This window comes from Nocardia sp. NPDC058666, assembly GCF_042714895.1.
GTDB lineage: Bacteria > Actinomycetota > Actinomycetes > Mycobacteriales > Mycobacteriaceae > Nocardia.
Genome location: NZ_JBHXRY010000017.1, coordinates 37,515 through 63,660 on the forward strand (window position 1 = coordinate 37,515; position 26,146 = coordinate 63,660).

Annotated in this window: 28 protein-coding genes; 18 read left to right on the forward strand and 10 right to left on the reverse strand. The window is 65.4% G+C overall.

Going from position 1 to position 26,146, the window contains the following annotated elements; genetic code table 11:
* Positions 1-16 precede the first annotated feature (16 nt).
* A complete protein-coding gene (locus ACFWVD_RS25675; RefSeq protein ID WP_379246970.1) occupies positions 17-589 on the reverse strand; it encodes a TetR/AcrR family transcriptional regulator in 573 nt (190 codons plus the stop codon).
* A 73-nt stretch (positions 590-662) separates the two neighbouring features.
* On the opposite strand from ACFWVD_RS25675, the gene ACFWVD_RS25680 reads away from it, so the two are divergent.
* The 3 genes from ACFWVD_RS25680 (at position 663) to ACFWVD_RS25690 (ending at position 3,670) form a co-directional block, all read left to right on the forward strand.
* On the forward strand, positions 663-1,232 hold the full coding sequence (locus tag ACFWVD_RS25680) for a dihydrofolate reductase family protein (RefSeq protein ID WP_379246972.1): 570 nt from the start codon (positions 663-665) through the stop codon (positions 1,230-1,232).
* A gap of 134 nt (positions 1,233-1,366) precedes the next feature.
* The gene (locus ACFWVD_RS25685; protein ID WP_378609935.1) at positions 1,367-2,632 is read left to right on the forward strand and encodes an aspartate kinase; all 1,266 of its coding nucleotides are present in this window, start codon (positions 1,367-1,369) and stop codon (positions 2,630-2,632) included.
* 3 nt (positions 2,633-2,635) lie between these two features.
* Positions 2,636-3,670 carry an aspartate-semialdehyde dehydrogenase gene (locus ACFWVD_RS25690; RefSeq protein ID WP_379246974.1) on the forward strand — a complete coding sequence of 345 codons (1,035 nt, stop codon included), beginning with the start codon at positions 2,636-2,638 and terminating at the stop codon, positions 3,668-3,670.
* 53 nt (positions 3,671-3,723) lie between these two features.
* On the opposite strand, the gene ACFWVD_RS25695 is transcribed toward ACFWVD_RS25690, so the two are convergent.
* From ACFWVD_RS25695 to ACFWVD_RS25710, 4 genes are all read right to left on the reverse strand, one after another.
* Positions 3,724-5,076 carry a serine hydrolase domain-containing protein gene (locus ACFWVD_RS25695; protein ID WP_379246976.1) on the reverse strand — a complete coding sequence of 451 codons (1,353 nt, stop codon included), beginning with the start codon at positions 5,074-5,076 and terminating at the stop codon, positions 3,724-3,726.
* A 59-nt stretch (positions 5,077-5,135) separates the two neighbouring features.
* On the reverse strand, positions 5,136-6,380 hold the full coding sequence (locus ACFWVD_RS25700) for an APC family permease (RefSeq protein ID WP_379246978.1): 1,245 nt from the start codon (positions 6,378-6,380) through the stop codon (positions 5,136-5,138).
* A gap of 280 nt (positions 6,381-6,660) precedes the next feature.
* Positions 6,661-6,927 (reverse strand): hypothetical protein, encoded by a 267-nt coding sequence (locus ACFWVD_RS25705; RefSeq protein ID WP_379246980.1) that lies wholly within the window; start codon positions 6,925-6,927, stop codon positions 6,661-6,663.
* The gene (locus tag ACFWVD_RS25710; protein WP_379246982.1) at positions 6,927-7,277 is read right to left on the reverse strand and encodes a hypothetical protein; all 351 of its coding nucleotides are present in this window, start codon (positions 7,275-7,277) and stop codon (positions 6,927-6,929) included. The genes ACFWVD_RS25705 and ACFWVD_RS25710 overlap by 1 nt, the downstream gene beginning before the upstream one ends.
* Before the next feature lie 214 nt (positions 7,278-7,491).
* Between ACFWVD_RS25710 and ACFWVD_RS25715 the strand changes: the two genes are divergently transcribed.
* Positions 7,492-10,353 (forward strand): tetratricopeptide repeat protein, encoded by a 2,862-nt coding sequence (locus ACFWVD_RS25715; protein WP_379246984.1) that lies wholly within the window; start codon positions 7,492-7,494, stop codon positions 10,351-10,353.
* Here the strand turns inward: ACFWVD_RS25715 and ACFWVD_RS25720 are convergent.
* Both ACFWVD_RS25720 and ACFWVD_RS25725 read right to left on the reverse strand, forming a co-directional pair.
* Positions 10,350-11,576 carry a M20 family metallopeptidase gene (locus tag ACFWVD_RS25720; protein WP_379246986.1) on the reverse strand — a complete coding sequence of 409 codons (1,227 nt, stop codon included), beginning with the start codon at positions 11,574-11,576 and terminating at the stop codon, positions 10,350-10,352. The genes ACFWVD_RS25715 and ACFWVD_RS25720 overlap by 4 nt on opposite strands.
* Positions 11,573-12,457 carry a 2OG-Fe dioxygenase family protein gene (locus ACFWVD_RS25725; protein ID WP_379246988.1) on the reverse strand — a complete coding sequence of 295 codons (885 nt, stop codon included), beginning with the start codon at positions 12,455-12,457 and terminating at the stop codon, positions 11,573-11,575. Before ACFWVD_RS25725 ends, ACFWVD_RS25720 begins: the two co-directional genes overlap by 4 nt.
* 462 nt (positions 12,458-12,919) lie before the next feature.
* Between ACFWVD_RS25725 and ACFWVD_RS25730 the strand changes: the two genes are divergently transcribed.
* A complete protein-coding gene (locus ACFWVD_RS25730; RefSeq protein WP_379246990.1) occupies positions 12,920-13,579 on the forward strand; it encodes an arsenate reductase ArsC in 660 nt (219 codons plus the stop codon).
* Here the strand turns inward: ACFWVD_RS25730 and atzF are convergent.
* Positions 13,545-15,245, reverse strand: a complete 1,701-nt coding sequence (gene atzF, locus ACFWVD_RS25735; RefSeq protein ID WP_379246992.1) for an allophanate hydrolase — start codon at positions 15,243-15,245, stop codon at positions 13,545-13,547. The two genes, ACFWVD_RS25730 and atzF, sit on opposite strands and share 35 nt — an antisense overlap.
* 11 nt (positions 15,246-15,256) lie before the next feature.
* A complete protein-coding gene (locus ACFWVD_RS25740; protein WP_379246994.1) occupies positions 15,257-15,961 on the reverse strand; it encodes a GntR family transcriptional regulator in 705 nt (234 codons plus the stop codon).
* A 226-nt stretch (positions 15,962-16,187) separates the two neighbouring features.
* On the opposite strand from ACFWVD_RS25740, the gene ACFWVD_RS25745 reads away from it, so the two are divergent.
* The 3 genes from ACFWVD_RS25745 (at position 16,188) to ACFWVD_RS25755 (ending at position 19,151) form a co-directional block, all read left to right on the forward strand.
* Complete coding sequence (locus ACFWVD_RS25745; protein ID WP_379246996.1) at positions 16,188-16,379, forward strand: hypothetical protein; 192 nt, start codon at positions 16,188-16,190, stop codon at positions 16,377-16,379.
* Positions 16,380-16,484: 105 nt separating this feature from the next.
* Positions 16,485-17,189, forward strand: coding sequence for a DUF3800 domain-containing protein (locus ACFWVD_RS25750; RefSeq protein ID WP_379246998.1), 705 nt, complete (start codon positions 16,485-16,487; stop codon positions 17,187-17,189).
* Positions 17,190-18,320: 1,131 nt separating this feature from the next.
* Entirely contained in the window at positions 18,321-19,151 is an 831-nt protein-coding gene (locus ACFWVD_RS25755; protein WP_379247000.1) for a hypothetical protein, read from the forward strand.
* 66 nt (positions 19,152-19,217) lie between these two features.
* Here the strand turns inward: ACFWVD_RS25755 and ACFWVD_RS25760 are convergent, their stop codons facing one another.
* Positions 19,218-19,916, reverse strand: a complete 699-nt coding sequence (locus ACFWVD_RS25760) for a GntR family transcriptional regulator (RefSeq protein WP_379247002.1) — start codon at positions 19,914-19,916, stop codon at positions 19,218-19,220.
* 226 nt (positions 19,917-20,142) lie between these two features.
* Between ACFWVD_RS25760 and ACFWVD_RS25765 the strand changes: the two genes are divergently transcribed.
* From ACFWVD_RS25765 to ACFWVD_RS25810, 10 genes are read left to right on the forward strand one after another with little or no spacing between them, the layout of a single operon-like run.
* Positions 20,143-20,592, forward strand: coding sequence for a hypothetical protein (locus ACFWVD_RS25765; protein WP_379247004.1), 450 nt, complete (start codon positions 20,143-20,145; stop codon positions 20,590-20,592).
* 44 nt (positions 20,593-20,636) lie between these two features.
* On the forward strand, positions 20,637-20,876 hold the full coding sequence (locus ACFWVD_RS25770) for a hypothetical protein (RefSeq protein ID WP_379247006.1): 240 nt from the start codon (positions 20,637-20,639) through the stop codon (positions 20,874-20,876).
* Between the two features lie 2 nt (positions 20,877-20,878).
* Complete coding sequence (locus ACFWVD_RS25775) at positions 20,879-21,472, forward strand: DUF2637 domain-containing protein (protein ID WP_379247008.1); 594 nt, start codon at positions 20,879-20,881, stop codon at positions 21,470-21,472.
* Position 21,473: 1 nt separating this feature from the next.
* Positions 21,474-21,698, forward strand: coding sequence for a hypothetical protein (locus ACFWVD_RS25780; protein ID WP_379247010.1), 225 nt, complete (start codon positions 21,474-21,476; stop codon positions 21,696-21,698).
* Positions 21,698-23,002: an FtsK/SpoIIIE domain-containing protein gene (locus ACFWVD_RS25785; protein ID WP_379247012.1), complete on the forward strand. Its 1,305-nt coding sequence runs from the start codon at positions 21,698-21,700 to the stop codon at positions 23,000-23,002. Before ACFWVD_RS25780 ends, ACFWVD_RS25785 begins: the two co-directional genes overlap by 1 nt.
* Positions 22,999-23,319: a hypothetical protein gene (locus tag ACFWVD_RS25790; RefSeq protein ID WP_379247014.1), complete on the forward strand. Its 321-nt coding sequence runs from the start codon at positions 22,999-23,001 to the stop codon at positions 23,317-23,319. The genes ACFWVD_RS25785 and ACFWVD_RS25790 overlap by 4 nt, the downstream gene beginning before the upstream one ends.
* Positions 23,320-23,321: 2 nt before the next feature.
* Entirely contained in the window at positions 23,322-23,504 is a 183-nt protein-coding gene (locus ACFWVD_RS25795; protein ID WP_379247016.1) for a hypothetical protein, read from the forward strand.
* Entirely contained in the window at positions 23,501-23,725 is a 225-nt protein-coding gene (locus tag ACFWVD_RS25800) for a hypothetical protein (protein WP_379247018.1), read from the forward strand. The genes ACFWVD_RS25795 and ACFWVD_RS25800 overlap by 4 nt, the downstream gene beginning before the upstream one ends.
* Positions 23,722-24,369: a hypothetical protein gene (locus tag ACFWVD_RS25805; RefSeq protein ID WP_379247020.1), complete on the forward strand. Its 648-nt coding sequence runs from the start codon at positions 23,722-23,724 to the stop codon at positions 24,367-24,369. The genes ACFWVD_RS25800 and ACFWVD_RS25805 overlap by 4 nt, the downstream gene beginning before the upstream one ends.
* Before the next feature lie 38 nt (positions 24,370-24,407).
* Positions 24,408-26,138: a replication initiator gene (locus tag ACFWVD_RS25810; RefSeq protein WP_379247022.1), complete on the forward strand. Its 1,731-nt coding sequence runs from the start codon at positions 24,408-24,410 to the stop codon at positions 26,136-26,138.
* Positions 26,139-26,146 lie beyond the last annotated feature (8 nt).

Below are 26,146 nucleotides of genomic sequence, written 5' to 3' on the forward strand. Positions count from 1 at the left end.
TGGACATATGACCGGGTCAGCTGCTTATCACACGCTCGACGGCGGTTTCGATCAGCCTCATGCTCTGTTCCTCGGTGAAGATTCCGGGCAGTGTGAGGTGTTCCACGATGAGCCAGTTCAGGGCCAGATACAGCAGTAGGACCGACTCCGCGTCGCCGGGCAGACCGGATGCCAGATGGTTGCGGACGTTGAAATCGATGTCGGCGCGCACCCGTTCGGTGAGCACTTGGCGTAGCTCCGGGCGTCGGGTGGCTTCCAGGCGCAGTTCCAGCAGCGCGAGGTAGGCCTTGCGGTGCGATTCCAGGCGGCCGACCACTTCTTTCATCAGCGCGGTGATGTTGTCGATGTTCTTGGGGCCGTCGCTGACCAGGGCCATGGTCTCCTCGCTGGGCTGGACCACTTCGTAGAAGCGGACGCCTGCCTGGGTGAGCAGTTCGTCGCGATTGGCGAAGTAGTTCGAGGCGGTTCCGGCGGGGACGCCTGCCTGTTTGTCGACGGCGCGGAAGGTCAGGCCGCGCGCGCCTTCGTCGGCGAGGACGTCGATGGCCGCGTCGAGCAGGGCTTGTCGTCGTTCGGGGTTAGTTCGCACTTGACACCACTCCATTCGTAGTACTACGTTGAAACCACTACATATACAGTACAACAACTTAGGCGGTAACCCCATGCGAAAGCTTGTCTACTACATCGGCGTCTCCCTCGACGGTTACATCGCAGGTCCCGACGGCGAGGTCGACTTCTATCCGATCCCGCCGGACTACGTGGCGTGGTTGTCGACGGAATTCCCCGACACCATGCCCACGCACATCCGGCCGCACCTCGGCCTCGACCCCGAGCTCCCTGCCCAGCGCTTCGACACCGTGCTGATGGGCCGCGGCACCTACATCCTCCCGGGCGAGCATGTGGAGAACCCGTTCCAGCACCTACGGCAGTACGTCGTGTCCGGCTCGCTCGCGGCGAGCGATCACCCCGCCGTCGAGATCGTCGACGACCCGGTGGAACTGGTCCGCGAACTCAAGCGGCAAGACGGACTCGACATCTGGCTGTGCGGTGGCGGAAACCTCGCGGGTCAGCTCATCGACGAGATCGACCAGCTGATCGTCAAGAGCTACCCGGTCATCGCGGGCGCGGGCATCCCGGCCTTCACCGGCGTCTTCAAACCGACACTTTTCACCCCGACCCGACGCCACGAATTGGCCAGTGGCACGCAGGTCACCTGGTTCGATCGGAGCTGAAACCGGAGGGTAGCCACAGGTGACAAGCCTGTGTCGTTTCCGCAGGCAGGGTAGGTAGCAGCAAATCCGGTGGCCCGAGCCCGGTACTCTTGGTCGCTGATACCAACCTGACACTCGATCGTGAAGGACCTGCTGTGGCTCTCGTAGTTCAGAAGTACGGAGGATCCTCGGTGGCCACCGCCGAGCGGATCCGGCGCGTCGCTGAACGGATCGTGGAGACGAAGAAGCAGGGGCACGACGTAGTAGTCGTGTGCTCGGCCATGGGTGACACGACCGATGAGCTCCTCGATCTCGCCGAGCAGGTGGCCCCCGCGCCGCCCGCTCGCGAGATGGACATGCTGCTCACTTCGGGCGAGCGCATCTCGAATGCGTTGGTGGCCATGGCCATTCACACCCTCGGTGCCGAGGCTCGCTCGTTCACCGGTTCGCAAGCCGGCGTGATCACCACCGGCGCGCACGGCAACGCCAAGATCATCGACGTGACCCCCGGCCGCCTGCAGGAGGCACTGGCCGAAGGTCAGATCGTGTTGGTCGCGGGCTTCCAGGGCGTGAGCCAGGACAGCAAGGACGTCACCACGCTGGGCCGCGGCGGCTCCGACACCACCGCCGTCGCGCTGGCCGCGGCGCTGAAAGCCGACGTCTGCGAGATCTACACCGACGTCGACGGCATCTTCTCCGCCGACCCGCGCATCGTCCCCGACGCCCAGAAACTCGACAACATCTCCTACGAGGAAATGCTCGAGATGGCGGCCTGCGGGTCGAAGGTGCTCATGCTGCGCTGCGTCGAATACGCGCGCCGCTACAACGTTCCCGTTCATGTTCGGTCGTCCTACACCGACAAGATCGGCACCACTGTTTTCGGATCGATGGAGGACATTCCCGTGGAGCAGGCAATCCTGACCGGCGTCGCACACGACCGCAGCGAAGCCAAGGTGACCGTCGTGGCGCTGCCCGACGAGCCCGGCTACGCGGCCAAGGTGTTCCGCGCGGTCGCCGACGCCGAGATCAACATCGACATGGTGCTGCAGAACATCTCCAAGGTCGACACGGGCAAGACCGACATCACCTTCACCTGCCCCAAGACCGACCTGGTCCGCGCGGTGCAGAAGCTCACCGAACGCCAGGCCGAGATCGGCTTCGCCGAGATCCTGTCCGACGACCACATCGGCAAGGTCTCGCTGGTCGGCGCGGGCATGAAGTCGCACCCCGGCGTCACCGCCACCTTCTGTGAGGCACTGGCCAACGCGGGCGTCAACATCGACCTGATCTCCACCTCGGAGATCCGGATCTCGGTGCTGGTGCGCGATACGGAACTGGATGAGGCCGTGCAGGTGTTGCACAAGGCATTCGATCTCGGCGGCGACGAGGCTGCTGTCGTCCACGGCGGAACGGGGCGTTAAGCAATGGGTGTACGTGTAGGTGTTGTCGGTGCGACCGGTCAGGTCGGCACCGTCATGCGCAAGCTGCTCGAAGAGCGCAACTTCCCGGCCGACGAGGTGCGATTCTTCGCGTCGGCTCGCTCCGCCGGTAAGACCCTGCCCTGGCGTGGCGGCGAGATCGTCGTCGAGGACACCGAGACCGCCGACCCCACGGGTCTGGACATCGCGCTGTTCTCCGCCGGTGCCACCATGTCTCGCGTGCAGGCCCCGCGTTTCGCCGCCGCCGGTGTGACCGTGATCGACAACTCCTCGGCTTGGCGCAAGGATCCCGATGTGCCGCTGGTCGTCTCGGAGGTCAACCCCGAGGCCACCCGCCACCTGCCCAAGGGCATCATCGCGAACCCGAACTGCACCACCATGGCCGCGATGCCGGTGCTCAAGCCGCTGCACGACGTGGCCGGGCTGCAGCGTCTGATCGTGTCGTCGTACCAGGCTGTTTCGGGTTCTGGACTGGCCGGTGTCGAGGAGCTCGCCTCGCAGATCCGCGCGGTGGCACCCGACGGGGAGAAGCTGGTGCACGACGGGTCGGCCGCGGAATTCCCCGCGCCGAACAACTACGTCGCGCCGATCGCGTTCAATGTGATCCCGCTGGCCGGTGCGCTGGTCGACGACGGCTCGTTCGAGACCGACGAGGATCAGAAGCTGCGCAACGAGAGCCGCAAGATCCTCGGCCTGCCCGACCTGCTGGTGAGCGGCACGTGCGTGCGCGTTCCGGTGTTCACCGGGCACTCGCTGTCGATCAATGCCGAGTTCGCCGAGCCGCTGTCGGTGGCGCGGGCGCAGGAACTGCTGGCCAAGGCGCCGGGTGTGCGGTTGGTCGATGTGCCGACTCCGCTGGCTGCCGCCGGTCAGGATGATTCGCTGGTCGGGCGGATTCGTCAGGATCCGGGTGTGCCGAGTGGGCGTGGGTTGGCGCTGTTCATCTCGGGTGACAACCTGCGAAAAGGTGCTGCTCTCAATACGATTCAGATCGCGGAAGTTCTGCTCGAGAACCGCTGAGACATCACTGAAGCGGCCCGGGTCACCTGATGGGTGACCCGGGCCGCTGTGTTTCAACGGATCGCGCGGATGCCTGGGGTGCGGGGGTCGTTGCCTACGCAGGCGAGGATGGCGCAGCCTGGGGGGATGCTGGCGAAGGGGGCGGCCAGGGGTTGGTTGAGGCAGTCGAAGACTGTGCAGCCGGGGTAGGCGCCGGGGCCGATACCGAAGACGGCCAGGAGGATGTTGGCGTCGATGAGTTTGCCTGCGTCGAATTCGAGTGGGGGTTCTACGTAGGGGTCGGCGATCGGGACCTTGGTGTCGGTGATGGCGGTGAACAGGCGGCGGAAGAATTCGTGGGGGAGTTCTTCGGCGTGGGCGAGGATGCCGCTGGGGCCGTAGGCGGTTTGGTTGCCGAAGGGGCCGGTCCACATCACCGTGAGGTCCAGGCTCGGTAGGAAGAACACATTCTGCAGGCCCAGGCCGGACATGAAAAACGTGTCGTCGGGCAGGAATTCGGGAGCTTCACCGCAATCGGCGCCCAACCAGAACAGGTAGCCGTAGCAGGGGTTGGCCTTCGACGGTGTACGGGCCGCGCGCAGATACTCCGATGACAGCACCCGGTGCGCGCCCCATCGGCCGTCGTTGGCCACGAGCAGGCCGATCTTGGCCAGGTCGTTGGGCGGCAGCATGAGGTGCGCGTACCCGTAGGTGTGGCCGGAACGGTCGCTGGCCCAGTAGTAGTCGCCGCGCGGAATGCCGAGCGGGTCGAACAGTTCTCGTTGCGCGAACTGTTGGAGGGGTTCGCGCACGGCCAGTTCGATCACATACGACAGCAGGTCGACATTGCGCTGGCTGTAGCTGAAGGTGGTGCCGGGCGGGTTGGTCAACTCCACCGACAGCGCCTGCACGGCAGAGTGCGGGTCGATCGGGATCACCGCGGTGATGCCCTCCGACAACACCCCCACCTTCATCCCCGAGGTCTCGGTGAGCAGGTTCTCCACGGTGATCGACCGGTGCACCGCATCGCCCAGACCCGGCGGCAGATAGCGGTCGATCGGGGCGGAAATGTCGAGTTTGCCTTCGTCGGAAGCGATTCCGGCCAGCATCGACACCACCGATTTGGTGACGCTCCAGATATTCCACGGCGTATTGCCGGTCTCGCCGTTGCGCAGCCCTTCACCGACGAGGCAGTTGTGCCGGAAGATCTGGACATTGAGCCGATTGCGGGTGGCGGCGAACTGCAGTGCCGCTTCGAGTTTCGCCGAATCCATCCCGACCTGTTCGGGTTGCGCACGTTCGAGGTCGCGATCGGAAGTCACCTCGCAGGTCGCACTCGGCGCGGCCCCGGCCGGGACGGCGATCAAGCTCGCCGAGGCCAGCACAGCAGCGATCGTGGATGCGAAAACGCCCGTGATGTGCCGCATGTGGGGCAGCGTAGACCCGTTTCCGCACCGTAACCCGTATAGCGGGGCCGCCGCATCCCCTATTCGCCGGTATGTTCACGTCCCCGTAATGCGTACACCGCCGCACCCACCGCGAGCACACCAAGACCCGTCAACACCGACCCGATCGGCAACGAAAACCCGACCACCACACACCCCACCGCACCCAGCACCGGAACCCACCTCGCCGGCCTGCCCTCCGCCACGGTCAACGTGGCCGCGGACAGATTCGCGACAAGGTAATACGCGAGCACCGCGAACGACGAGAACCCGATCGCCGCCCGCAGATCCACCGTCGCCGCCAGCACCGCGACCACCACACCCACCGCCAACTCGGCCCGATGCGGCACCGCGTACTTCGGATGAATCGCCGCCAACGACCTCGGCAGATGACCATCCCGCGCCATCGCCAACGACGTCCGCGACACCCCCAGGATCAACGCCATCAGCGACCCCGCCGCCGCCAACACCGCACCCACCCGCACCACCGGCGCCAACCACGACGCCCCCGCCGCCTGCACCACCTGCGCCAACGGATCACGCGCCGCCGCAAGCCCACCCGACCCCAACGTCACCAACGCGGCCACCGCCACCAGCGCGTACACCGCCAACGCCACCGCCAACGCGAGCATGATCGCGCGCGGAATAGTCCTTTGCGGATCCCGCACCTCCTCGCCGAGCGTGGCGATCCGCGCGTACCCCGCGAACGCGAAGAACAACAACCCCGCCGCCTGCAACACCCCATACGGGCCGACCGCAGCATCGAGAACTGTTGCCTCAGAACGACTTCCACCCAACCCCACCACCACAACCGCGGCCAACACCGCCAACACCAACACCACGATCACCCGCGAAGCCAACGCCGACTTCTGCACCCCCACATAGTTGACCCCCGTCACCACCACCACAGCCCCCACCGCCACCGCATTCGCCTGCCCCGGCCACGCATAACTCCCCACCGTCAACGCCATCGCCGCACACGACGCCGTCTTCCCGACCACAAACCCCCACCCCGCCAAATACCCCCAAAACGCACCCAACCGCTCCCGCCCATACACATAAGTCCCCCCCGACACCGGATACAACGCAGCCAACCGAGCCGACGACATCGCATTGCAATAAGCCACAACCGCCGCCACCCCCAACGCCACCAACAACCAAGACCCACCCACCCCCGCCGCAGGCCCCAACGCCGCAAAAACCCCAGCCCCCACCATGGCCCCCAACCCCACCACCACCGAATCCCCCAACCCCAACTCGCGCCGCAACTGCCCGTTCGAAGTCATGCGTCCATCCTCGAGCATGCGAGCCCGCCGCGCGACTCGGCCCCGGATACAGCAAACGCCGCCAGGTCGATGAGGGTGACCTGGCGGCGTTCGAGTCGATGGGCCGCCTCGAGGACGGCCCGTCAGGGTGTCGGCGCCCCACAAGCGCCTCTCGGCGGGTGGTCGCTCGTAGCGACAAAGGGGTGAGGCCCGGGGCTGTTCGGACGCCGACGAATAGTTCCAACACGCACACCCCCGATCCCATTCCGAACCGGGCGTGTGACGGTCGTGACAGCTCTGCTCAGCCGTTGCAGAACATGTAGCAGGGGACCGGCGGATCGGCCAGCTCGGTGGTGGTGACCACCGGCGGACCGGCCATCGCCGGCGGACCGGGCGCCATGATGACGTCGGACTGGCCATAACATGGCTGATCCATCCCGGTGACGTCGATTCCGGCCATCACGGCGATGGCGAGACTGATCATCACCCCCAGCCCGTACGCGAAGTGCGCGAGGTTGTACCGACGCCCACGAGGCAGCGCCCACAGCAGCAGATACGGATCGATCATCACCGTGCCCCGTCCTGGTCGGCAGCCGCACCGAGCGCGACAGACAGCGAATCCGTCGGAGCGCGCGCGGCCAGCAACATCATCACCGAGGTCAGCGTCAGCCCCAGTTCGGCCGCCATGATCTCGGCCAGCTCGAGGTCCAGACCCGCGGTCGCGAAGTCGGTATCGAGGATGATCATCTCCGCCAGCACCAGGCCCGAGACGGCTTGTTCCTTGGTCAGGGACCAGTACTCTGGCAGGTAGGACAGTTTCCACCTGCGCTGGGACGGGCCCGGCAGGTCGAATCGGTAAGCAGCCTCGTGTGCCACATCGCTGGTGATGAACCACTCCGCGTTGTTGACGATTGCCATGCGGTGGTCCCCTTTCGATCGTCGAGCTTGTCGCTCGGTGTGATAGATCAATGATCTTCTGGGGGTACGGCGTGTTGGCAGGGGCGCGCAGCTGGCAAATTTTCCGATAACAACATCGCCTTGACCTGGGCGAATGTGCCTGGTACTCAGGAAATATCGCGATGGCGGCCGCAGATTCTCCGGCGCGGTTCACGCGGACTCACCAGGGGCGGGGATGACCGACAACAACGGCGGGGATTTCGGCGCGGATGCGCAAGGGCGGCGACGGCTGCGTCAGGTATTTCGCGGAATCGGGCTGTCGGATCGCGAACTGGTCGCGCCGATGGCGGTGGAAATCCTGCGGCAAGGCCACCATCGACCCCGGCAGGCGTGGCGGTTGGCCAACTTCCTGACCCAGGAGGCGGTGGCCGATCGGTTCAACCAGCGGGCGGTCGATCTAGAGGCGCCGATGATCAACTCGCGTATCGCGGCGATCGAGGCGTGGCCGAACGGGCGTCGCCCTTCGCGTCCCACGGTGCGAATCCTCAAGATCCTGGCCGAGATCTATGGAACGACATGGGATCAGCTGGTCGATGCCACCGATATCGCGCACCTGCCCCTGTACGTGACCGCCGAGCTGGCCGAAGCCATCGCGGCGCGGACAGGATCGGGATTCCAGACGGGTCGGGCATCGGGCCGCGAACTGCCGACCGACCTGTTCGGTTTCGTCGGGCGTTCCGGCCAGTTGGACGAGATCAACCGTCGGGTCATCGAGCATCTGCACGACCGTGGCCCGTCCGTGCACGTGATCGCCGGGCCCATGGGCGTGGGCAAGACGGCGCTGGCGCGGCACGCCAGAACAGCGTTCGCGCGTCGTTATGCGGACAACAGTCTCTGGGAAGATCTGCACGGACACACCCCGGGCACGAATCCGCGCGACCCCGCCGACGTGCTGGAGCAGCTGCTGCTGCAGGTCGGCGTCACGCCGGAGGCGATCGCGAGCGACCTGGCGGGCCGCGCGAACCAATGGCACGAAGTGATGCGCGACAAGCGTTGCTTCATCGTGTTCGACAACGCGCTGGACAGTAAACAGGTCCGCTACCTGCAACCCCAGTCCAGCGGGTGCTTCGTGTTGATCACCAGTCGCGGGAGGTTGACCGGGCTGGCCGGTGCCGCGCCACTGTCGTTGGAAGTGATGACCGACGACGAAGCCAGGGAGCTGTTGGTGCGGCTCGCGTGCCTTGGCCCCGATCACGATGTCGAGGCAGTGACGCAGATCCTGCGGACCGCAGGCCGGTTACCGCTGGCGATCAAACTCATCGCCGGCCAGATCGCGCAGTACGGTCCGGAGATGCTGGCCGAGTGCGCCCGCGAATTCGTCCAGCAGACAGCGGCTTTGAAGTCCGCCCCGCCCGACGACCCGGGTGGCGAGTCCGCCGCCGAGCACATTCTCGGCTGGTTCACCGCGGAGGATCAGTCGCTGCTCGCGGCGTTCGAGCTGTCCTACGACCGACTGGGCGATCCGTTGCAGCGGCGCGTGCTGCGCCTGATCGGGTGGTTCCCCGGCCGTGAGATCACCGCGGAGGCGGTCGCGCTGATGGCGCAGATCAGCCTCGCGGCGGCGAAGTCGGTGTTGCGCAGTCTTTCCGAGGCTGGATTCATCGACAGATCAGTCCGCGCCGGACACTGCTACCGGGCCCACGATGTGGTGCGGCTGTGTGCGCGCATGCGGGCCGAGCAGGAGAACCCGCCGGGTGACCATGCCGCGACGATCGCCCGGCTGATCGACGGCTACCTCGAGAAGGCTCGCGAACAGGTGGTCCCCAGCACCCGGCGACCCGACCAGATCCGCCGGTACAGCCGGCTACCCGAGGTGTTCGAAGCGGCGGAACTCGACCCGGAAGCCGCCCAGGAATGGTTGACGGTCGAGCGCGCGAATCTGCTCGCCTGCATCGCCGCCGCGCGCCCGACCTCGCAGACCGCCGAGCTCGCCAAGCTGCTGGCCCAGCCCCTGTGGAACCTGGGGTGCTGGACCGATGCCCGACGCCTCTACGACACGCTGCGCGACATCGCGGTGACGGTGAAAGATCGACCGGCCGAGGCGAAAGCGCTACTGCAGCTGGGGCGCATCGATCAGATCGGCGGCTACTACGACGATTCCGAATCGAGCTTGCAGCACGCGTCGGTGATCGCGAGAGAAATCGACGATCCACACCTGCGGGCCGACATCCTGTGCGAACGCGGGCAAACAGCCTGGCTCGACGGCGCGCACGCGGAATCCGAGGAGTTCTACACCGAGGCGCTCGTCCTGGCTCGCGACATCGACTACCCGCCGGCGGTCTCCGACGCGCACCAGGGCATCGGACACGTGCGCAGGCTCGAATGTCGTTACGGAGAGGCGACTTCGCACTTCGTGACCGCGGGCGAGATCGCGGAATCGATCGACGACCCGTGGCGCTGCGCCTCGGTCCGGTGGGGCCACGGCGAGGTGGCGCGGCGCCTCGGCGACAACGCCACCGCGATGGACGACTACACCGCCGCACTGCGGATGGCCCGAAAAATCGGCAACGAGATCACCGTGGGCGACGCCCTGCGCGGACTCGGGCACCTGGGCCGACTCGCCCGCGATCCGATCGCGAGCGCGTATTTCGCTGAGTCACTGGAGATTTCGAACAGGCTGTACGACCGATACGGCAAAACCTGGTCACTGTGGGGGCAGGGCAATCTGGATCGTGACGCGGGCCGATGGGAATCGTCGCGTCGGTGCTATACGGAAGGGCTCGAAATCGCCGAGGCGATCAAGTTGTCGCTGGCCAGGGTCGACCATCATCGCGGACTCGGGCACATCGAACGTGAATACGGCGACTACGCGGCCGCGATCGCCCACTACGAGGCGTCGCTACGGATCGCCGAGGACGTGAACGACCCCAACGGGCAAGGTGATGCGTTACGGGCTCTCGGCAGCGTGATGCACCTGCAGGGCAGACAGGCAGAGGCGGGAGAACTGCTGCGTGCCGCGCTGCGATGCTACGACGCGATCGGCGTCCCCGCGTCGGAGCGAACCCGAGAACTGTTGCGCGAGTACGGATGTGACTAGGCGCAGCGCAGCACCACCAGCGCCGCCAAAGTGCGTGCGCAGGCTCGCATTTCGCTGATGAGCACGTGGTGTTCGGTATCGGGTCCATCGCCTCGGGGGCCGAACAGACAGCAGTCGATACCGGCTCTGCTCAGGTGGGTCGTGTCGTTCCCGCAGTACGAAAAGGGCAGTGCCAGGCCTGTTTCGGTGACGGCGTAGTCGCTCACCTGCGGCAAGAGGGTGGCGATATCGGTGACGATGGGCGATTCCGGCGACACGTCCATCGGCGGCATGGCGCTACCGCCGACCCGGAACGCAGGCTCGGGCGGGCAGTCGACCGTGATCTGCGCATTCGGGAACCGGTGTCGCGCAACGTCTACCGCTGATTCGATGGCGGCGGCAACGTCCGTGGGCTCGAACGGCGGCGGGTAGCGGATGTCGATCAACGCCGTCGCCTTGTCGGCGAGGTAACTGATTCCGGACAGCTCATGCGCCTCGCCGCGCCCCGCGATGATCCCGCCCACCTGCAGGCGGGGCAGCGGCGGGAAATCGGGATTGTGCAGTCGCAGATCGGTGGAATCGAGGTGGTCGAGGACCTGTCGCAGCACCGCCACCGCATCGACACCCTCGTCGTGACGGCTGGTGTGCGCGGTGCGGCCACGCACGACCAGCCCGAACTTGTGCACGCCCGCGGTCCGGGTGATCACTCGGCGCACCGAGTACGGCTCGGGAACAACCGCCGCGTCGGCGGTGAGTCCGGACTGCAACGCGAATCGGGTACCCACACCGCCCTGCAGCTCGCCGGCGACGAACTCCAGCAGCAGCGGTCTGCGCAATTCGATACCGCTGCGCCGCACCGCCAGCGCCGCGCCGAGGATCGCGGCGACACCGCTTTTCATGTTGTGCAGGCCCGCGCCATAGAGCTTGTCGCCTTCTCGGCGGGTGGTGAACGGGTCGCTCGGGTGATCGCGTCCGAGCGGGTCCATGTCCAGGTGCCCGTTCAGCAGCAGTGCCGCCTGCCCTTCGGGGCCGAGCGTGCCGATCGTTTGTCGTCGGCCGGGCTGGACTTCCTGGGTGTACGAGCGGATTCCGTTGCTCCGCAACCAGTCTCGAATGTGGTCGGCGAGTTCGGACTCCTCGCCGGTGAACGACGGGATGGCGGTGAGGTCGGCCGCGATGCGGATCAGTTCGTCGTCGGGAAGTAGATCGTCGAGGTCGGCGACGAACCGATCCAGCGTCGTCACTGCGTGCGGAAACCGATCAGCAGTGCATCGCGAAAGCCTGGGGCGGTGGGGTTTTCGCGCTCGATATCACGGGTGAAGTGACGTACCCGGCTGTCGTGGAAGACGAACGAGTCCATCGGGTCGGTCAGCCGGCCGCTGTGCAACGGATTCTCGCTGTCGACGTTGTCGTACAGCTCCGAGATGTCTCCGGTGATGTTGTTGCGGCGCAACAGGTGTGCGGATCCGGCAAGGAGGCCATCGCGGTGCATCCCCTCCGGGCACGGCTTCCCCGGCGCAGTGATCCTGATGTAGTGCACGTCCACGAGACACCGGGGATGCCGCTCGGTATCGAGCACGTCCGCACCGAGCAGCACGCGCGCCACCGACATCGCGACACGTGCCGCGATCGCCGTCGCCGGATGATCGACGGGAATCACCGCGAACCGGCGCTCGATCCCGCCCGCGACCCGATTCACCGCCATCGACTGCCGATACGGCGCGGGCTCGGCGATCGGGGTCCACGACAGACCGGCCACCTCGAGATCGAAACACTGATAGGCGCGCTCCCGATACCGCTGCCCCTCGGGTAGCCAATTGTCGGGTTCTAGTTCTCGATCGTAGAGGTTCGATAGCACATCGAGATCGGCCTGGGTGAGGTCGAAATCGTCCCGATTCATGAGCGCGAACGCCTTGTCACGCAGGCTTTCCTGCGGGTTCGCGCTGGTCAGGGTGCTGTCATGGCCGTGAATGGTGAACTCCTTCCTGATGGAATGCAGAACACAGATTGGCCCACAGTACTGCTGGTCCGAGGCCCTCGTCGGGTGGGTTGGTTTGAGGCCTCTGTGAGGTGGGTAACGGCGGGCCCTCCGAACGCGCGAAGGCAGCTGCGCCGGACGGCGCAACTGCCTTCGGGTAGTGGCCGAGATCGGGTGGCGCGGTGGTCGGGCCGCCCGGGGGATCAGGCTTCAGAAGTTGCTGAACCAGTACAAAATGCTTGCCAGCAACCAGACGATCGCAGTCTCCATCGTCGCTCTCCTTTGTCGGTTCTTCCATCATCGCGCAAGACCCGCTGGTGCCGACAAGTTGTTCTTAAGAAGCTCTAGAGACCGACACCGCATTGTTGTTTGGGACACCGGAACATCCGGGTCCGATCGGTGGCGAGGGGTGATCGGTCGGACCCGGCGGTGCAGACCAGTGGGCGGCTCTTCCAGACGCTGAAGCCGCACTGCCGACGGTAACCGCACTGACGGGCTGGGCCGAGCAAGTTCCATGACGTGTCGTGCAGTAGTGGGCCGGGCCGGTCGCAGTGTTGGTGATCGGCCCGGCCGTTTGCGTATGTCACGGTTTCGGGTAAGGGTTGGGGGGTGGTCGATATTGCGGAGCACTCCGACGCGCTCGACCGTGCTGAGGTACGGCTGCGCGAAGAGTTCGCGACGATGTTCGAGCTGGAGACGATCCATCGTTTCCTGCACTCCTCCTACCAAGACTTCGCCGCCAGGGCGTCGGTGACCCTGTACTTACCGTTGCTGGCCGAACGATTCGGGCGTCAGCGGTTGCACGCGCTGGCCAAGATCGAAGGCAAGGTGGCCAAGCCGCGTCCGACGGTGCTGTTCCTGTGCACGCACAACGCGGGCCGATCGCAGATGGCGTTGGGCTTCTTCGAACAGTTGGCGCTGGATCGCGCGGTGGCCTGGTCGGGTGGGTCGGTGCCCGGCGGGCAGCTCAATCCGTCCGCGGTGGCGGTGATGAGCGAAGTGGGCGTTGACATTTCGCGTGAATACCCGAAACCGTGGACCGACGAGATCATCCGCGCCGCCGACGTGATCGTCACCATGGGCTGCGGCGACACCTGCCCGCTGGTGCCGGGGGTGCGGTACGAGGAGTGGATCATCGAGGACCCGGCCGGGCTGGAAGTCGAGCAGGTGCGGCCCATCTGCGACGACATCGGTGCGCGCGTGATGGGCCTGCTCGCCGAGTTGGGAATCGACGTCACCGAGCCTGTAGGTACGCCACCCAGCCTCTGAAATCGGTGATATCGGTGGCGGCAACGGCGGCGTCGTAGGTGCAGGCGAAGCCGACTACGCGGCGTCCGTCGGACAGATCGATGCTGGTCAGGGCCATGGGCGGCGGTAGTTCGGCGAGGAATCGGCCCAGTCCCGCGGGGGAGATCAGGAACAGTTCGCCTCGGATCGGGGCGCCCTGGCCGTCGCCGTGGCGGACCAGTCCTGGTTTGGGTGGGGTGGTGTCCAGGGCGGTGAGGCGGTAGGCGTCGGTGGTGGTGATCTCGTCGGCGAAGCGGGCACCCAGTTGTTCGAGTTGCCAGTGCAGGGGTTGATTTCGCAGGTGTGCGCCGAAAACTGCAAGGGGTACACCGGTTTCGACGAATAGTGGGGGTGGGGTTCCGGTGATGCGAGCGGCTAGGTCGACGGCGATTTGGTCGGCGAAGGCGGGGACTACGACTGTCACGCCGAATGGAAGTCCTTGTGCCGTGGGCTTTCCGGGGACGGCTACGGCCGCGAGGTCGAGCAGGTTGCAGAAGTTTGTGTAGGTGCCCAGACGGCGGTTGATGGCGAGTGGGTCGGCTTCGACTTCGGCGATCGAAGGGTGTTCGGTGGTTGTCGGGAGGAGTAGTCCGTCGAAGTCGGCGAGCAGTGCAGTCGCGGTGGTGCGTGCTGTGGCCAGGTAGTCCAGGTCTTGCGCATAAGCGGGTGCGCTGAGTTCTTTTGCCGCGCTGATGATTGCGGCGACGGTGGGGTCCAGCCCCGGCACACCCTTGTCGACGAACTCGCCGACGGCCGCATAGCGTTGCGCGACTATCGCTCCGTCGTAGAGCAGCCGGGCGGCATCCAACAGTGGTGAGATATCGACTTCGGTGATGCGCAAGCCTTGATCACGCAGGGCTGCAACGGTTTCGGTGAAGGCGGCACGATACGGGGCGCTCAGTGGTTCGAGATCCTCGGAGCGGGGGATCGCGAGAGAGGGTTCGGTGGATGGGGCGAGGCGGACATCGGCAGGCCAGTCCCTGCTGCGTGGGTCGCGAGAGTCCGTGTCCGTCATCACTTTTGCGGCAGTGACCGCAAGCTCCAAGTCGGTGGCGAAAACGGTGACCGCGTCATAGTCGGCGCAGGCCGGCACCACCCCGTGGGTGGGGATCACGCCCAGAGTCGCCTTGATGCCGACGATGCCGTGCAACGCGGCGGGCACGCGACCCGAACCGGCGGTGTCGGTGCCGATGGCCAGGTCGACGATGCCCAGCGCGACAGCCACCGCGGAGCCGGAACTCGAACCGCCCGAGATCAATTCGGGGTAGAAGGCGTTGCGCACCGCGCCGTACGGGCTTCGAGTGCCGACCAGTCCGGTCGCGAACTGGTCGAGGTTGGTCTTGCCCAGTACCAGTGCACCCGCCGTGACCAGGCGCTGCACCGCCGCGGCGGTTTCGGTTGCCTCATAAGCGAATTCGGGACACGCGGCCGTAGTGGGCATCCCCGCGACGTCGACGTTGTCCTTCACGGCCACCAGCAGACCCGCCAACGGCAGATCCGCACCCGCGGCGACCCGACGTTCCAGCTCGACAGCCTCGGCGGCCAGCGCATCCTGCGCACGCAGCGTGATCCACACCTCGGGCCGATCCACCTCGGCGATCCGGGCGTAGGCGGCGGTGACCCGCGCGGTCGGGGTGATTGCGGACATCGACGCTCCTGTTATTCGCTGCTCGACATGGCGGCGACCGCCCGCGAGATCCGTTCGAGCACCACATCCAGCGAATCGCCGATGTGGGTGTGCAGCAGGCGCTGCGCCAGCACGAGATCGCCCGAGAGCACGGCGTCGAGAATGCCGAGATGCTCGCTGATCGTGGTCTCGATGCGGTTGTTGATCATGAAGTCGTACATGCGCACATGCCGGATCCGGGAGTTCACCGCGACCAGCGCGCGCACCATCTCGGCATTGCCCGCCGCGGTCAGCAGCGCGACGTGGAACTCCTCGTCGACCACCACGAACCCCGGCTCCTGGGCGGGCGGATCGGCCTGCAAAGCCAGCCACTTGCGCTGCTCGGCTCGCAACAGCGCGGCGTCGTGGGTGATCCGCGGATCCACCCGCACCCGCGTCATCCCACCCAATTCCAGGGTCAGCCGCAGTTCGTACAGATCGCGAATCCGCGCCACACTGGGCCGCACCGGACTGAACCCGAACTCCTCCCGCTGCAGCAGCCCGTCCGAGCACAGCATCGTGAGCGCCTCCCGCACCGGCGTGCGCGAAATCCCGAACCGAGTCGACAACTTCGGCTCGGTGAGCCGCTGCCCGAACCGAATATCCCCGTTCATCAACTCCCCCCGCAACGTCGAATACACGACGTCCCGCAGCGGCCTGCCAGCCCCCTCGCCCGCTGCATCCACCCTTGTCGACATGGGTGTATACGCTATCGACCACTAATTTCTATCAAGTGACAGAAAGTAAGCGCCACGTTATCCCTTGCTCACACACACGACCCTCACCATTCCCATCCCGACGCGGGGAGATCTTCTCAACCAACCCCGAACACCCAGGCAACCCCACCCGACACCGGAGCCGCCCACACTGACACCACGAGCCCACCGCCGCGCTCCCCACTCCGCTAACCCGGAAGGGCAACCCATGAACCCCGCCATCCTGGCCCTCATCCTCGGCCTGCTCACCACCACGGCCCTCACCATCTACTGGCCGAACCCCCTCGACCGCAACCCCTCACCCGACCTTCGCGAATTGTCCGTTCATCGCCGACGGCGCGCATGGCGCGTGGTCGCGATCGACCGGCGAGTGCGCTCGGCCCAGACGCGAAGGTCCTGAGTACGCCGATGACGCGGGATGGCGCTGTTCGGACTGAGCCGTGTCTCTCGAGCCCTGATCGCGGGTGGGTGCCGAAAGGTTGCCGGGTGGTGGAATACTCGCCGGGTGCTGCTGGCCTTCCTGGACGAGTCATATGACAAAGGTGAGTACTGGATCGCTGCTGTCATCTGCCCGTCGAGCGAAATCCTAGGCCTGGCAAGGCGACTGGACGCCGTAGTGATGAAGGCGTCCAGGGGGTGGGGGATCGACGAGCGCGCCGAACTACACGGCAACGATCTGGTTCAGGGAAAGTGCGATTGGGCGCCGATCGCCCGGGAGGTTCGTGCGCGGATCGGTGTCTATCGGGATGCATTCAGAGCGGTCGCCGAGACCGGTGGCCTCGCTGTCATGCTCCAAGGAGTCGACCGCCAGGCGCTGGAGGCGCGGTACGAGGTTCCATGGCACCCGCACCGAGTAGTCCTGGAGCGTCTGCTCGAGCAACTGAACGACGAGGCCTCCCGACAGGATCTTCCCATCCTGGTTATCGCGGATGAAGTCGACGGCCATGACGGTCATCGCAAGAGCCTGTGGGAGTACCAGCACACCGGAACCGGCGGGAAAGACGGCAAGATGTTGACCAACGTGGCCGACACGATCCACTTCGCACCATCTTGCGACAGTCGACTGCTGCAGGCCGCCGACCTGGTCTCTTACATGCACTACCGAATGCGTCGAACCCAAGTGGCCGACGAGCGCGCCAAGAAGGCCAACGAGATGCTGTGGGCGGCGATCGAGCCGAAGGTGCGCTCCGTACAGATCTGGAAGCCCTGAGACGCACGACGACCCCGCCGCGCAGGCAGGGTCGAAGGCTAATCGGAGTCCGTAGGACGTCCTAGCGCAAGAGTACCAACTTCGAACTGGTGCAGACAACTGATGGAGCCTCACCCAGATCCCCATTGTGAAACCATCGCGGCTCTGGAAGGTTGGCGCGACAGCCGTGTTGTATGCGGCCGGGCGCGGACAAAGGAGCGGTGATGCCGCCTTTTCGCTGCCTCGACGGGCCTTCGGGCCGTGGACCTCGGACAAGCGAAAAGCCCCCGACCGAAGTCAGGGGCTTTTCTGTGTCTCAACCAACACGTCGGGGTGACAGGATTTGAACCTGCGACCTCTTCGTCCCGAACGTTGCTCCGGCGTATTGGGTGGTCGCACCTTGTGCCATTGAGCTGGCAATTCGTACCGTCTTGTACGGTCTCGTTCCGGGCTGTATCGGGGCTCTCGCTGTATTTCTGCTGCATCGCCGCGCCGGTGACTTCCCTTCCCCTGCTTCCTCATACTGGCCATCTCTGCGCTGAGGGAAGGGCTAGTCAAGGGGGCCGATAGGCATCACGGAGTGACGCGAAGCGCCCTTTACTCGTCCGCACCGAAGTCAGATCATCGGGCCATGAGGAGGCTGGGAAACCCTGTTGCTCCCGCGGTCGTTGTCGTTGGCGTTGTCGGTCGGGACCACAGCCAGTCGACCGGGCAGAGTGGCGGCGGATTCGTCATCGACTGCGGGAGGCCGATCGGGTACGGCACCCGTCGCGCCCTGCCCTGCTCGGTTGTTGCAAGAAGCAGCCAGATAGGCGAAATGGGCGTGCTGCCACTCGCCAAAGCGGTGCCGACGCGCCCAACGTGCCCGCCTGCCGTAGCGAAGCGGAGGCCGGCGGTTGCACGGTGCCGCGCGGCGGCGCCGCTGGGCGGCGCCAGCCGCCCCTTGACTCTATATAGCGGAATTCGGCAACCACTTCGTGAAGTGACGGGCGCTCAACAACTCGGGGTGCCGTGAATCCGGCCCTGACCTGCACCAGATCGGTTGTCGTACATGCCTTTCCACCATGTTCGCTCGACAGGTGAGGCAGAGGTCATGGCAGCGATTTTCGCGTCACAGGACCACGGGGCGTCAGGACGACCGAGAATCGAAGCATGAGCGGGCTGGTACTGACGACAGAGCGACGGATAGAACTGGCAGAGCTACTCAAGGACGAAGCGAGGTTGAACGCAGCGTTCCCCCACGTCGCGGACTATCTGGATACCGTGATGCGCCTGCCGGGTTCGGGGGATCGGGAGCAAGATGCATCGTTCGATCTCAGGATGGTGCATTTTCTGACGGGAGGGGCGACTGCATCCGGCAACCCGTACTGGGACGTCGTGGCACCAGTCGTCTCCCGAGACAGCGAAGGCCGCCGTGGCATCCATGGCCATTCGGGTAAGGCGCGACTGGCGTACGCGGAGACAGTCCTACAGGCCGCCTACGCGTATGCGATTCCGTCGCCTGAGACGCTGGCATGGGTCGGGGACTTCACCGCTGGCCGCACGCTGCTGGAACTGGGAGCGGGTCGCGGGTATTGGGCTGGCCAGCTCGCGGATAGGGGATGTCGGGTAAGGGCGTTCGACTCCGAACCGCCGAACGAGACAGTGAATCCGTCATTCCCCGTCGTGAGCGGGCAGAAGGCGATATGGCACCAAGTAGAGGGCCTGGAAGCGTATGCCACCGCGGACAAGGCCGATGCCGTGTTGCTCCTGTGCTGGCCGCCTGGGTGGGGGGATTCGATGGCGTCCGACGCGCTGGCCGGGTTCGAGCAGGACGGCGGTACCCGGCTCGTCTTCGTCGGTGAGCCCCAGGGCGGAAAGACGGGCGATGATGCGTTTTTCGCCAGGCTGGCGGAGCGGTGGGAGCTCGTCGCGGAGGATGCCGATTACGTGGCGTGGTTCCGTAACTGCGACGTCGCACAGGGATGGGTCTTGCGGCAGTAGCGGCACACAGAACAGCCCGGCCACGTCATCGGTGATGGTGTGACCGGGCTGGTGCTCTGACCTGCTTTAGCCGTTCGTGGCGTCCGCGGGGTTCAGCGACATGCGAAAGACGAACGCCTCGTAACGATCTCGCGGGTAGGAGACGTACGAGATCATCACGACCTGGTCGCCTGGAGCGATGAAGCGCTGGTAAACCGACTTCACCAGGCCACCAGGCGAAGCCCTCAGCCATTCCGCGTGAGTAGCCGTCGGGAGACTGTCCGAAATCGTCTCCTCGAGGAACGTTGCACCGGCGATGCCCTCGACGCCGATCGGCTGGTAGGTGTCCGAGATCGAAATAGGCCGGCCATCTTCGCTTGCGCGCGTGATGGTGTGGGTGACCCGAGTTCCTGGCTTCAGCCCGAGCGCTGCGGCCACCTCGTCGCTGGCGCTGACCTCCTGGACGTGGCGGTCGACTACGACCTTCTGCTCGGACTCGTCGTCTGACTCGCTGCGGAACGTGTCTTCGGGATCCTCGAGCTGCCGTTCCGGAGACACCCGCACCAGATTCGGCCGGTCGGCGACGAACGTCCCTCGCCGCGGCACCGTCCTCACAAGCCCCTGACTGATCAGCAGGTCGACTGCCGCGCGGATGACGATGGCCGAGACGTTGTGCTTCGTCGTGAGTTCCGCGTAGCTCGGTAGCTGAGTGCCGGGCATCAGCTTCCCGCTGCGGATGTCGCGGGCGAACTTACCGGCGATGGCTACGTACTGCGGCTCGGACATGAATTTCATCCCTCTCGCGTTGGGCGTGTGTCTTCTTTTTCAGTATACGCAACTGGTCATACACACAGGTCAATGCCCACATACGCCCCGGTTGGCAAACGTCCAGCACTTACGACTTCCATGCAACTCCTTGTGTGCATACACAACTGCGCATACACTAGAGTCACGGCCGGAGGACGAACCGGCCAGAGACTCGAAATGTCAACCGACACAAGGAGATACGGCAATGGCCATCACACGCGGATTCCGCTTCCAGGTACCGAACTTCCGTGAGGTCTTCCCGAAGGACCTGATCCTGATGGGCGAAATCGAGCCCCTGATCAAGTACAACCCCGACCGCAACGCGATGCCCGAGCAGCGTCGCGACTTCGACCCGAAGACCGGTACCGGTACGGGCTTGCTGATGTGGAAGGCCAACGTCACCGACCCGACCGAGTTGAAGGCCAACCGGGCGTCGTTCGCGCTGTGGTTCATCGCGGAGGTTGTGCCGATCCCGCAGGCGGAGGAGAGCTTGCCGGGGATGCGTCGGCTCGTGGTCGAGGGCCTGATGGCGGAACCGAAGATCGCTGGTCAGGGTGACTTCAAGTACCAGAGCTACCAGTTCTACGCCACCGGCATCGCGGGCGATAACTCCGGCGCAAAGGGCAACCGTCCCGTAGCGGACAAGGCCGCGTGATCGCCATGTCGCACATCCACATGTCAGGCAACCTCTGCGATTCGATGACGGTCGAGTACCACGGTCCTCGCACTGACCCCGACTTCGGGTTCACGCACCCGGCGAAGGTGTGGGTTCAGCTGGAAAGCACGGCGGGGCATTCGACGGTGTTCCTCACCATGGACCATGTTCGCCAGCTCGCCGAGCAGCTGCCGGGCTTGCTGATGGTCCATGACGCCGCCGAGCACGTCCGTACCGAGCAGATAGCCGCTGTGGCGGCCGCGACTGAGCCCAAGGCGGCGTGACCGTGAGTACGGCGGATCAGCAACCCCAGGGTGTTCGGTGGGCGCGCTGGTCCGCCGTTCTCGTTGTCTCGGTTATCGGCCTGGCTGCGTTCGTGCTGTCGTTCGCGGCCCTGCGTGACCTCGCGGTCATGGCCCACACACCTACTCATCTGGCGTGGCTGTTCCCGGTCATCGTGGACGGCACCATCATTCAAGCCACCATCGCGGTCCTGGCCCTGGCCGACAGCCCCGAACGATCGTTCTTCACCCGTGTGCTGATTGCCGGGGCGACGGTCTCGATCGGCGGGAACATCGCTCACGCGCTGGCCTCGGGGCACGGTGCTGGTGCGGCGATCCTCGCGATTATCGCCCCGGCTGCTCTGCTGCTCGATACTCACGGCCTGGCGGTGCTGCTCCGCGCCCGAAGTGCCCCTACCTCCGAACCTGCAACTGTGCCCGAACCGGTTGTCCCAGAACCGATTTCGACGACTGCGCCGACTCGTTTACCGAATTCGCTGGCGTCCGTCCAGCCGATCACCGTGCCGCCGGTGCGGGCGGTCCAACCCTTCCAACCTCCGCGCCCCACCCCGGTCGCGGCTCCTACCGGGAGTTACTGACATGGCAAACACTGATCCCTTCGTCCCGATCTACCACGACAACGCCACCGACGTGGTGCCCGTGACCGGCGACCTCAACGCGGGCTACCTGCACCACCTGGGCCTGGTCGCGGTCTCCATCGACGGTGGTGCACTGTTTCTGGAACCCACGCAGGCCGCGATCCTGGTCGACCTGCTCACCGCGGCCCTGAACGACTACACCTTCACGCTGCGGGCGGTGGCGTGATGGGTACCACCGTTGTCGCCCTGTCCACCGTGATCGCGGCCGGTGTGCTGCTGTGGTGGCGTCACCTCGACGGCGTTGTCTACCTCGGTCGCCAGGTCGATCCCCTCGACGCAGTGCCGGCGGAATTGCGCACCGCCGCAGTGATCCTGACCAACGAACGCCAGCTCGCTCTCATGTGGTCCGCGCTGGGCCTGGGTGCTCCCGGTTGCTGGCCGACCATCATCGGTGGCGTCGACCGAACCCCTACCGGCGCCGTGCTGGAAGTGCAGATCGTGGGCGGACAAAAGCTCACGGACTGGACCAACGACGACACCGCCGACGCCCTGGCTCAGTACCTCGGTGTCCCGAAAGTGCTTATCTCCCAAGCCGGTCCGGGATTCGTTCGCCTGGAACTGTGGTGCTTCGACACCCTCGCCGAACCCGTCGAACCCGTTGTCTCGGTGCAGGACGCGACCGGGGTAGACCTGGAAGCGATCCCGGTCGGTGTGCACGAAGACGGCCGGTTGTGGCTGCTGCGGATCTTGGGTGCTCACATCCTGCTCGCTGGTGCCACCGGATCGGGTAAGGGCTCGGTGTTGTGGTCGATCGTGGCCGGATTGGCTCCCGCGGTGAAAGCCGGTTACGTCGATGTGTGGGTCGCAGATCCCAAGGGCGGCATGGAGTTCAGCCGCGGGGAAGACCTGTTCACCCGGTTCGAGTGGGACTCGGCAGGCATTTTGGCCATGCTCGGCGAGGCTGTGGCGCAGATGCGCGAACGCACGTCCAAGCTCAAGGCTGCCAAGGTCCGTAAGTTCGTGCCTTCCCCGGCTGATCCGCTGGTGCTGATCATTGTCGATGAGGCTGCTGCCCTGTCGTCGTATGCCACCCGTGAGGAGCAAGAAGAGTTCCGCCAGCTCACCGGCTTGTTGCAAACCCAGGGCCGTGCGGTCGGGTATTCGGTGGTCTCGGCGGTGCAGGACCCGTCCAAAGAGACCATGCCCAACCGGCAGCTGTTCACCGTCCGGATCGGTTTGCGTCTGGACGAGCCGACCCAGATCAAGATGGTCCACGGCGAATCGGCCAAAGACCGTGGTGCCCGCTGTGATGAAATCCCCACTGCTACACCGGGTGTGGGTTATGTCGCCGAAGACGGTCGGGCGGGATTTTCTCGGGTGCGCGCGTTCTGGGTGTCCAACGACGATATCGACACCCTCGTTGCTACGTACGCCCCTGATCGGCCTGACTACACCCCGCAGGGTGACTACACCGATTTCGATCCGGACTTCATCCCTGGTGAAGACGACGACCTCGGGCGGGCGGCATGAAACGCGGCCTGGTTACCGAGTCTCACGTGGTCATCTACTGCGACACCTGCGGTGATGTCCTCACCGACGCCGATGGGGAATCGATCTGCTTCGACACCACCAGCCAAGCGGTTTCGTTCCTGAGCGTGAAGATCGGCGGCTGGGTCTACGACGGGGACCGCATCACCTGCGACGCCTGTACCGCCACCGCTGAATGCGAAGCGAACGGGCATCGCTGGCCGCCGACCTGGCAACAGGCGATCTGGGCCAACTCGTCCGTCGAAGCCGACTGCCACACCTGCGGCATCACCAAATCCGAACTACCACAGGAGAACTGATCATGGCACGTAAAGGCACCCGCACCGGTCTCGCGGACGTCATCGACTTCCAAGCCCGTTCCCGCTGCCGCTCCGAAGCCCGCGGCCTGGACCCGATCACCGTCGCGGTGAACCTCCTGGCCGATACCGGCTCGATCCCGGCCGCCTGGGACTACGACCCCGACCCCTACGGCACTGCGGCATGAAGCCCCCAGGCAAAGACCGCGCCCGGTTCTGGGGCCTGCTGGTCGCCGGGCGGGTGTACTCGCTGCGCAAGGCCAGAACGGTCGCAGACGCCTATATCGCCGCGTGCGCCAAACGCCATTCCATCGTGGTCTACCGGATCGCCGAACACGACACCTGGCGCACCTACTCCGACGACATACCCGTCACCACACAGCTCGAATTCGATTGGAAGACACGATGACTCGCACAACCACCACAACCACGAACGTCACGGAGTTCGGTGACGTGATCATGGATCTGCTCGGCCGTGCACTGATCGGCATCGTGGTCGCGGCATTCCACCTGGCTCGATGGGCGATCCTGTTCCCGATGGTTTCCGTGCCCGCCGGCCTTTCCATCGCGGCCGGATGGTTCTACGGCTGGGCGTTCGGGATCGCGGTGGCGGTGCTGGCTGTCGCGGGGATGGTGCTGTGGCGAGTGTGGAGCCCGCAGACCTTCGAGCGCTGGCTCACCGGTCGCATTCGGTCCCGGTTCCTGGCCTGGTTTCGCTACCGCCGGGTCTGGGTCAAGATGATCACCGCTACCGGCCTGGCTACCCGTGACGGTGACCGGGTGTTCATCCCGCGGCTGGTCTCGGTGCACATCGGGCAATCCCTCGACACCGTCCGGGCTCGCATGTTGGCCGGTCACTGCCCCGACTACTGGACCAACCGCGCCGACCACTTCGCTCACGGATTCGGTGCTCAACAAGCCAAAGTCGGGCTCATCGGCCCCGGCCTGGTCGAAATCACCTTCCGCCGTTCCGATTCGCTGGCTGAACCGATCGTCGTGGACTTCGGCTCCCGCACCGATTCGACGGTCCTGCCACTGCGCAAGGCCGCATGACCACCACCGACAACCACCCAGCTGAGGGAGGCCACACCATGGACAACGCCACCAACACCGTCGAATCCACCCCCGCGGCCTCCCTCGGCCGTACCACCGCCGCCCAGCGTCGCGCACTGCCCAACCTGCGCGACATCGCCGAATCCGCCGCCGAGAAAGAAGGCGTGTGCGCGCGGGTGCTGCCGATGCGTGCCGTGGATGACCGCACCGGCACCATCAGTTACGTCGGCGCACCCTGCAAGTCCCGCAACGAAGCAGTCTGCCCGGCCTGCGCCAAAGCCTTCCGCCACCTGCGCATGGACCAGTGCCGCGAAGGCTGGTGCCTGGCAGCCGAACCCGTCGACACCCCCGTGGAACCCACCCAGGCGCAACGTGAATTGTTGACCGCACGCGCTGAGCTGTTCACCCAGTACCACGACGCTCGCCGCGACGACGATCACGAACTCGCCGAATCCATCGCCGCCCTGGTGGCCGACCTCGACGCCGAGCTGCGTGAACTCGGCGTGCGTGGCCGGTTCCCGACCCTGCACGACAAGCCCCGCCGCAAAGCCAAGTCCACCCGCCGCCGCCAGGACGTGCCCAACCTGCCCCGCCGCAAGGTCGAAAAGCGCACGGTCGGAGCGGTCTACAACGGCTACCAGCCCTCGACCTTCCTCACCCTGACCCTGGACGGGTACGGCGCGATCAACTACGTCTACGACCCGAAAGCGCAGAAGTCGGTCTCGGATGGTTCCCCGGTCGATCCCGACAGCTATGACTACACCCGCGCCGCTCGCGACATCGTGCACTTCGCGGCCCTGTTCGATCGGTGGGCGCAAAACCTGCGTCGCGCGGTGGGCTGGGAGGTGCAGTACTTCGCCACGGTCGAACCTCAGAAGCGCGGTGCCCCGCACCTGCACATCGCGATCCGCGGATCGGTGTCGAACAAGCTGCTCAAGGCCGTCACCGCGGCGACCTACCGTCAGATCTGGTGGCCGCATTTCGACCGACCCGTCTACGAGACCGGGCACATGCCGGTATGGGACTACGAGGCCGGCCTTTTCTGCGACCCCGACACCGGCGAACCACTACCGACTTGGGATGAAGCCCTGGACGTGATGGATTCCGTCGATGATCTCGAACCCGCGCACGTGGTCCGCTTCGGCCAACAGTCCAAACCGATCCAGGTCATCGGCGGCACCGACAAGGCAGAACACCGAGTGCGCTACCTGACCAAGTACCTCACCAAGGACGTCGCCAGCCTGCTCGAACCGGGCTCACGCCGCGTAGCCGAGCACTACGACCGCCTCCACGCGGAACTGTGCGTGACCCCGTGCTCCCCGCGGTGCGGCGTCTGGCTGCGCTACGGGATCGTTCCCAAGGGCGCGACCGAGAAGACCCAACCCGGCCGGTGCAGGGGCAAGGCGCACCGTCGCGACACCCTCGGCCTGCCCGGTCGGCGGGTGCTGGTGTCGAACAAGTGGACCGGCAAGACCCTGCCCGACCACAAAGCCGAACGCGCGGAATTTGTTCGGCAACAGCTCGCCGCCGTCGGGATCGTCAAGCCGGACACCTCCCACCTGCGGGTGTATCCGGTCCCGCCAGGCGATCCGGACGCACCACCGCGCGAACACCTCGTCATCGCGCTGGTAGCGGCTCGGTCGAAATGGCGAAACGAGTACAACGCCGCCCGTCTCGCGCTGGCAGAAGATCCGCCGGGTGACCTGGGAGTTTCACGTGAAACCGTTGTGCCACAACAGATTTCAACTATTCAGCAATCCGCAGCGTAAGGAGTAGA

Bases quoted from the DNA above. Each gene is read 5' to 3' on its own strand.
- ACFWVD_RS25680 (WP_379246972.1), top strand. From the start codon at position 663: ATGCGAAAGCTTGTCTACTACATCGGCGTCTCCCTCGACGGTTACATC.
- ACFWVD_RS25690 (WP_379246974.1), top strand. From the start codon at position 2,636: ATGGGTGTACGTGTAGGTGTTGTCGGTGCGACCGGTCAGGTCGGCACC.
- ACFWVD_RS25695 (WP_379246976.1), bottom strand. From the start codon at position 5,076: ATGCGGCACATCACGGGCGTTTTCGCATCCACGATCGCTGCTGTGCTG.
- ACFWVD_RS25700 (WP_379246978.1), bottom strand. From the start codon at position 6,380: ATGACTTCGAACGGGCAGTTGCGGCGCGAGTTGGGGTTGGGGGATTCG.
- ACFWVD_RS25705 (WP_379246980.1), bottom strand. From the start codon at position 6,927: ATGATCGATCCGTATCTGCTGCTGTGGGCGCTGCCTCGTGGGCGTCGG.
- ACFWVD_RS25710 (WP_379246982.1), bottom strand. From the start codon at position 7,277: ATGGCAATCGTCAACAACGCGGAGTGGTTCATCACCAGCGATGTGGCA.
- ACFWVD_RS25715 (WP_379246984.1), top strand. From the start codon at position 7,492: ATGACCGACAACAACGGCGGGGATTTCGGCGCGGATGCGCAAGGGCGG.
- atzF (WP_379246992.1), bottom strand. From the start codon at position 15,245: ATGTCCGCAATCACCCCGACCGCGCGGGTCACCGCCGCCTACGCCCGG.
- ACFWVD_RS25740 (WP_379246994.1), bottom strand. From the start codon at position 15,961: ATGTCGACAAGGGTGGATGCAGCGGGCGAGGGGGCTGGCAGGCCGCTG.
- ACFWVD_RS25745 (WP_379246996.1), top strand. From the start codon at position 16,188: ATGAACCCCGCCATCCTGGCCCTCATCCTCGGCCTGCTCACCACCACG.
- ACFWVD_RS25755 (WP_379247000.1), top strand. From the start codon at position 18,321: ATGAGCGGGCTGGTACTGACGACAGAGCGACGGATAGAACTGGCAGAG.
- ACFWVD_RS25760 (WP_379247002.1), bottom strand. From the start codon at position 19,916: ATGTCCGAGCCGCAGTACGTAGCCATCGCCGGTAAGTTCGCCCGCGAC.
- ACFWVD_RS25765 (WP_379247004.1), top strand. From the start codon at position 20,143: ATGGCCATCACACGCGGATTCCGCTTCCAGGTACCGAACTTCCGTGAG.
- ACFWVD_RS25770 (WP_379247006.1), top strand. From the start codon at position 20,637: ATGACGGTCGAGTACCACGGTCCTCGCACTGACCCCGACTTCGGGTTC.
- ACFWVD_RS25780 (WP_379247010.1), top strand. From the start codon at position 21,474: ATGGCAAACACTGATCCCTTCGTCCCGATCTACCACGACAACGCCACC.
- ACFWVD_RS25785 (WP_379247012.1), top strand. From the start codon at position 21,698: ATGGGTACCACCGTTGTCGCCCTGTCCACCGTGATCGCGGCCGGTGTG.
- ACFWVD_RS25790 (WP_379247014.1), top strand. From the start codon at position 22,999: ATGAAACGCGGCCTGGTTACCGAGTCTCACGTGGTCATCTACTGCGAC.
- ACFWVD_RS25795 (WP_379247016.1), top strand. From the start codon at position 23,322: ATGGCACGTAAAGGCACCCGCACCGGTCTCGCGGACGTCATCGACTTC.
- ACFWVD_RS25800 (WP_379247018.1), top strand. From the start codon at position 23,501: ATGAAGCCCCCAGGCAAAGACCGCGCCCGGTTCTGGGGCCTGCTGGTC.
- ACFWVD_RS25805 (WP_379247020.1), top strand. From the start codon at position 23,722: ATGACTCGCACAACCACCACAACCACGAACGTCACGGAGTTCGGTGAC.
- ACFWVD_RS25810 (WP_379247022.1), top strand. From the start codon at position 24,408: ATGGACAACGCCACCAACACCGTCGAATCCACCCCCGCGGCCTCCCTC.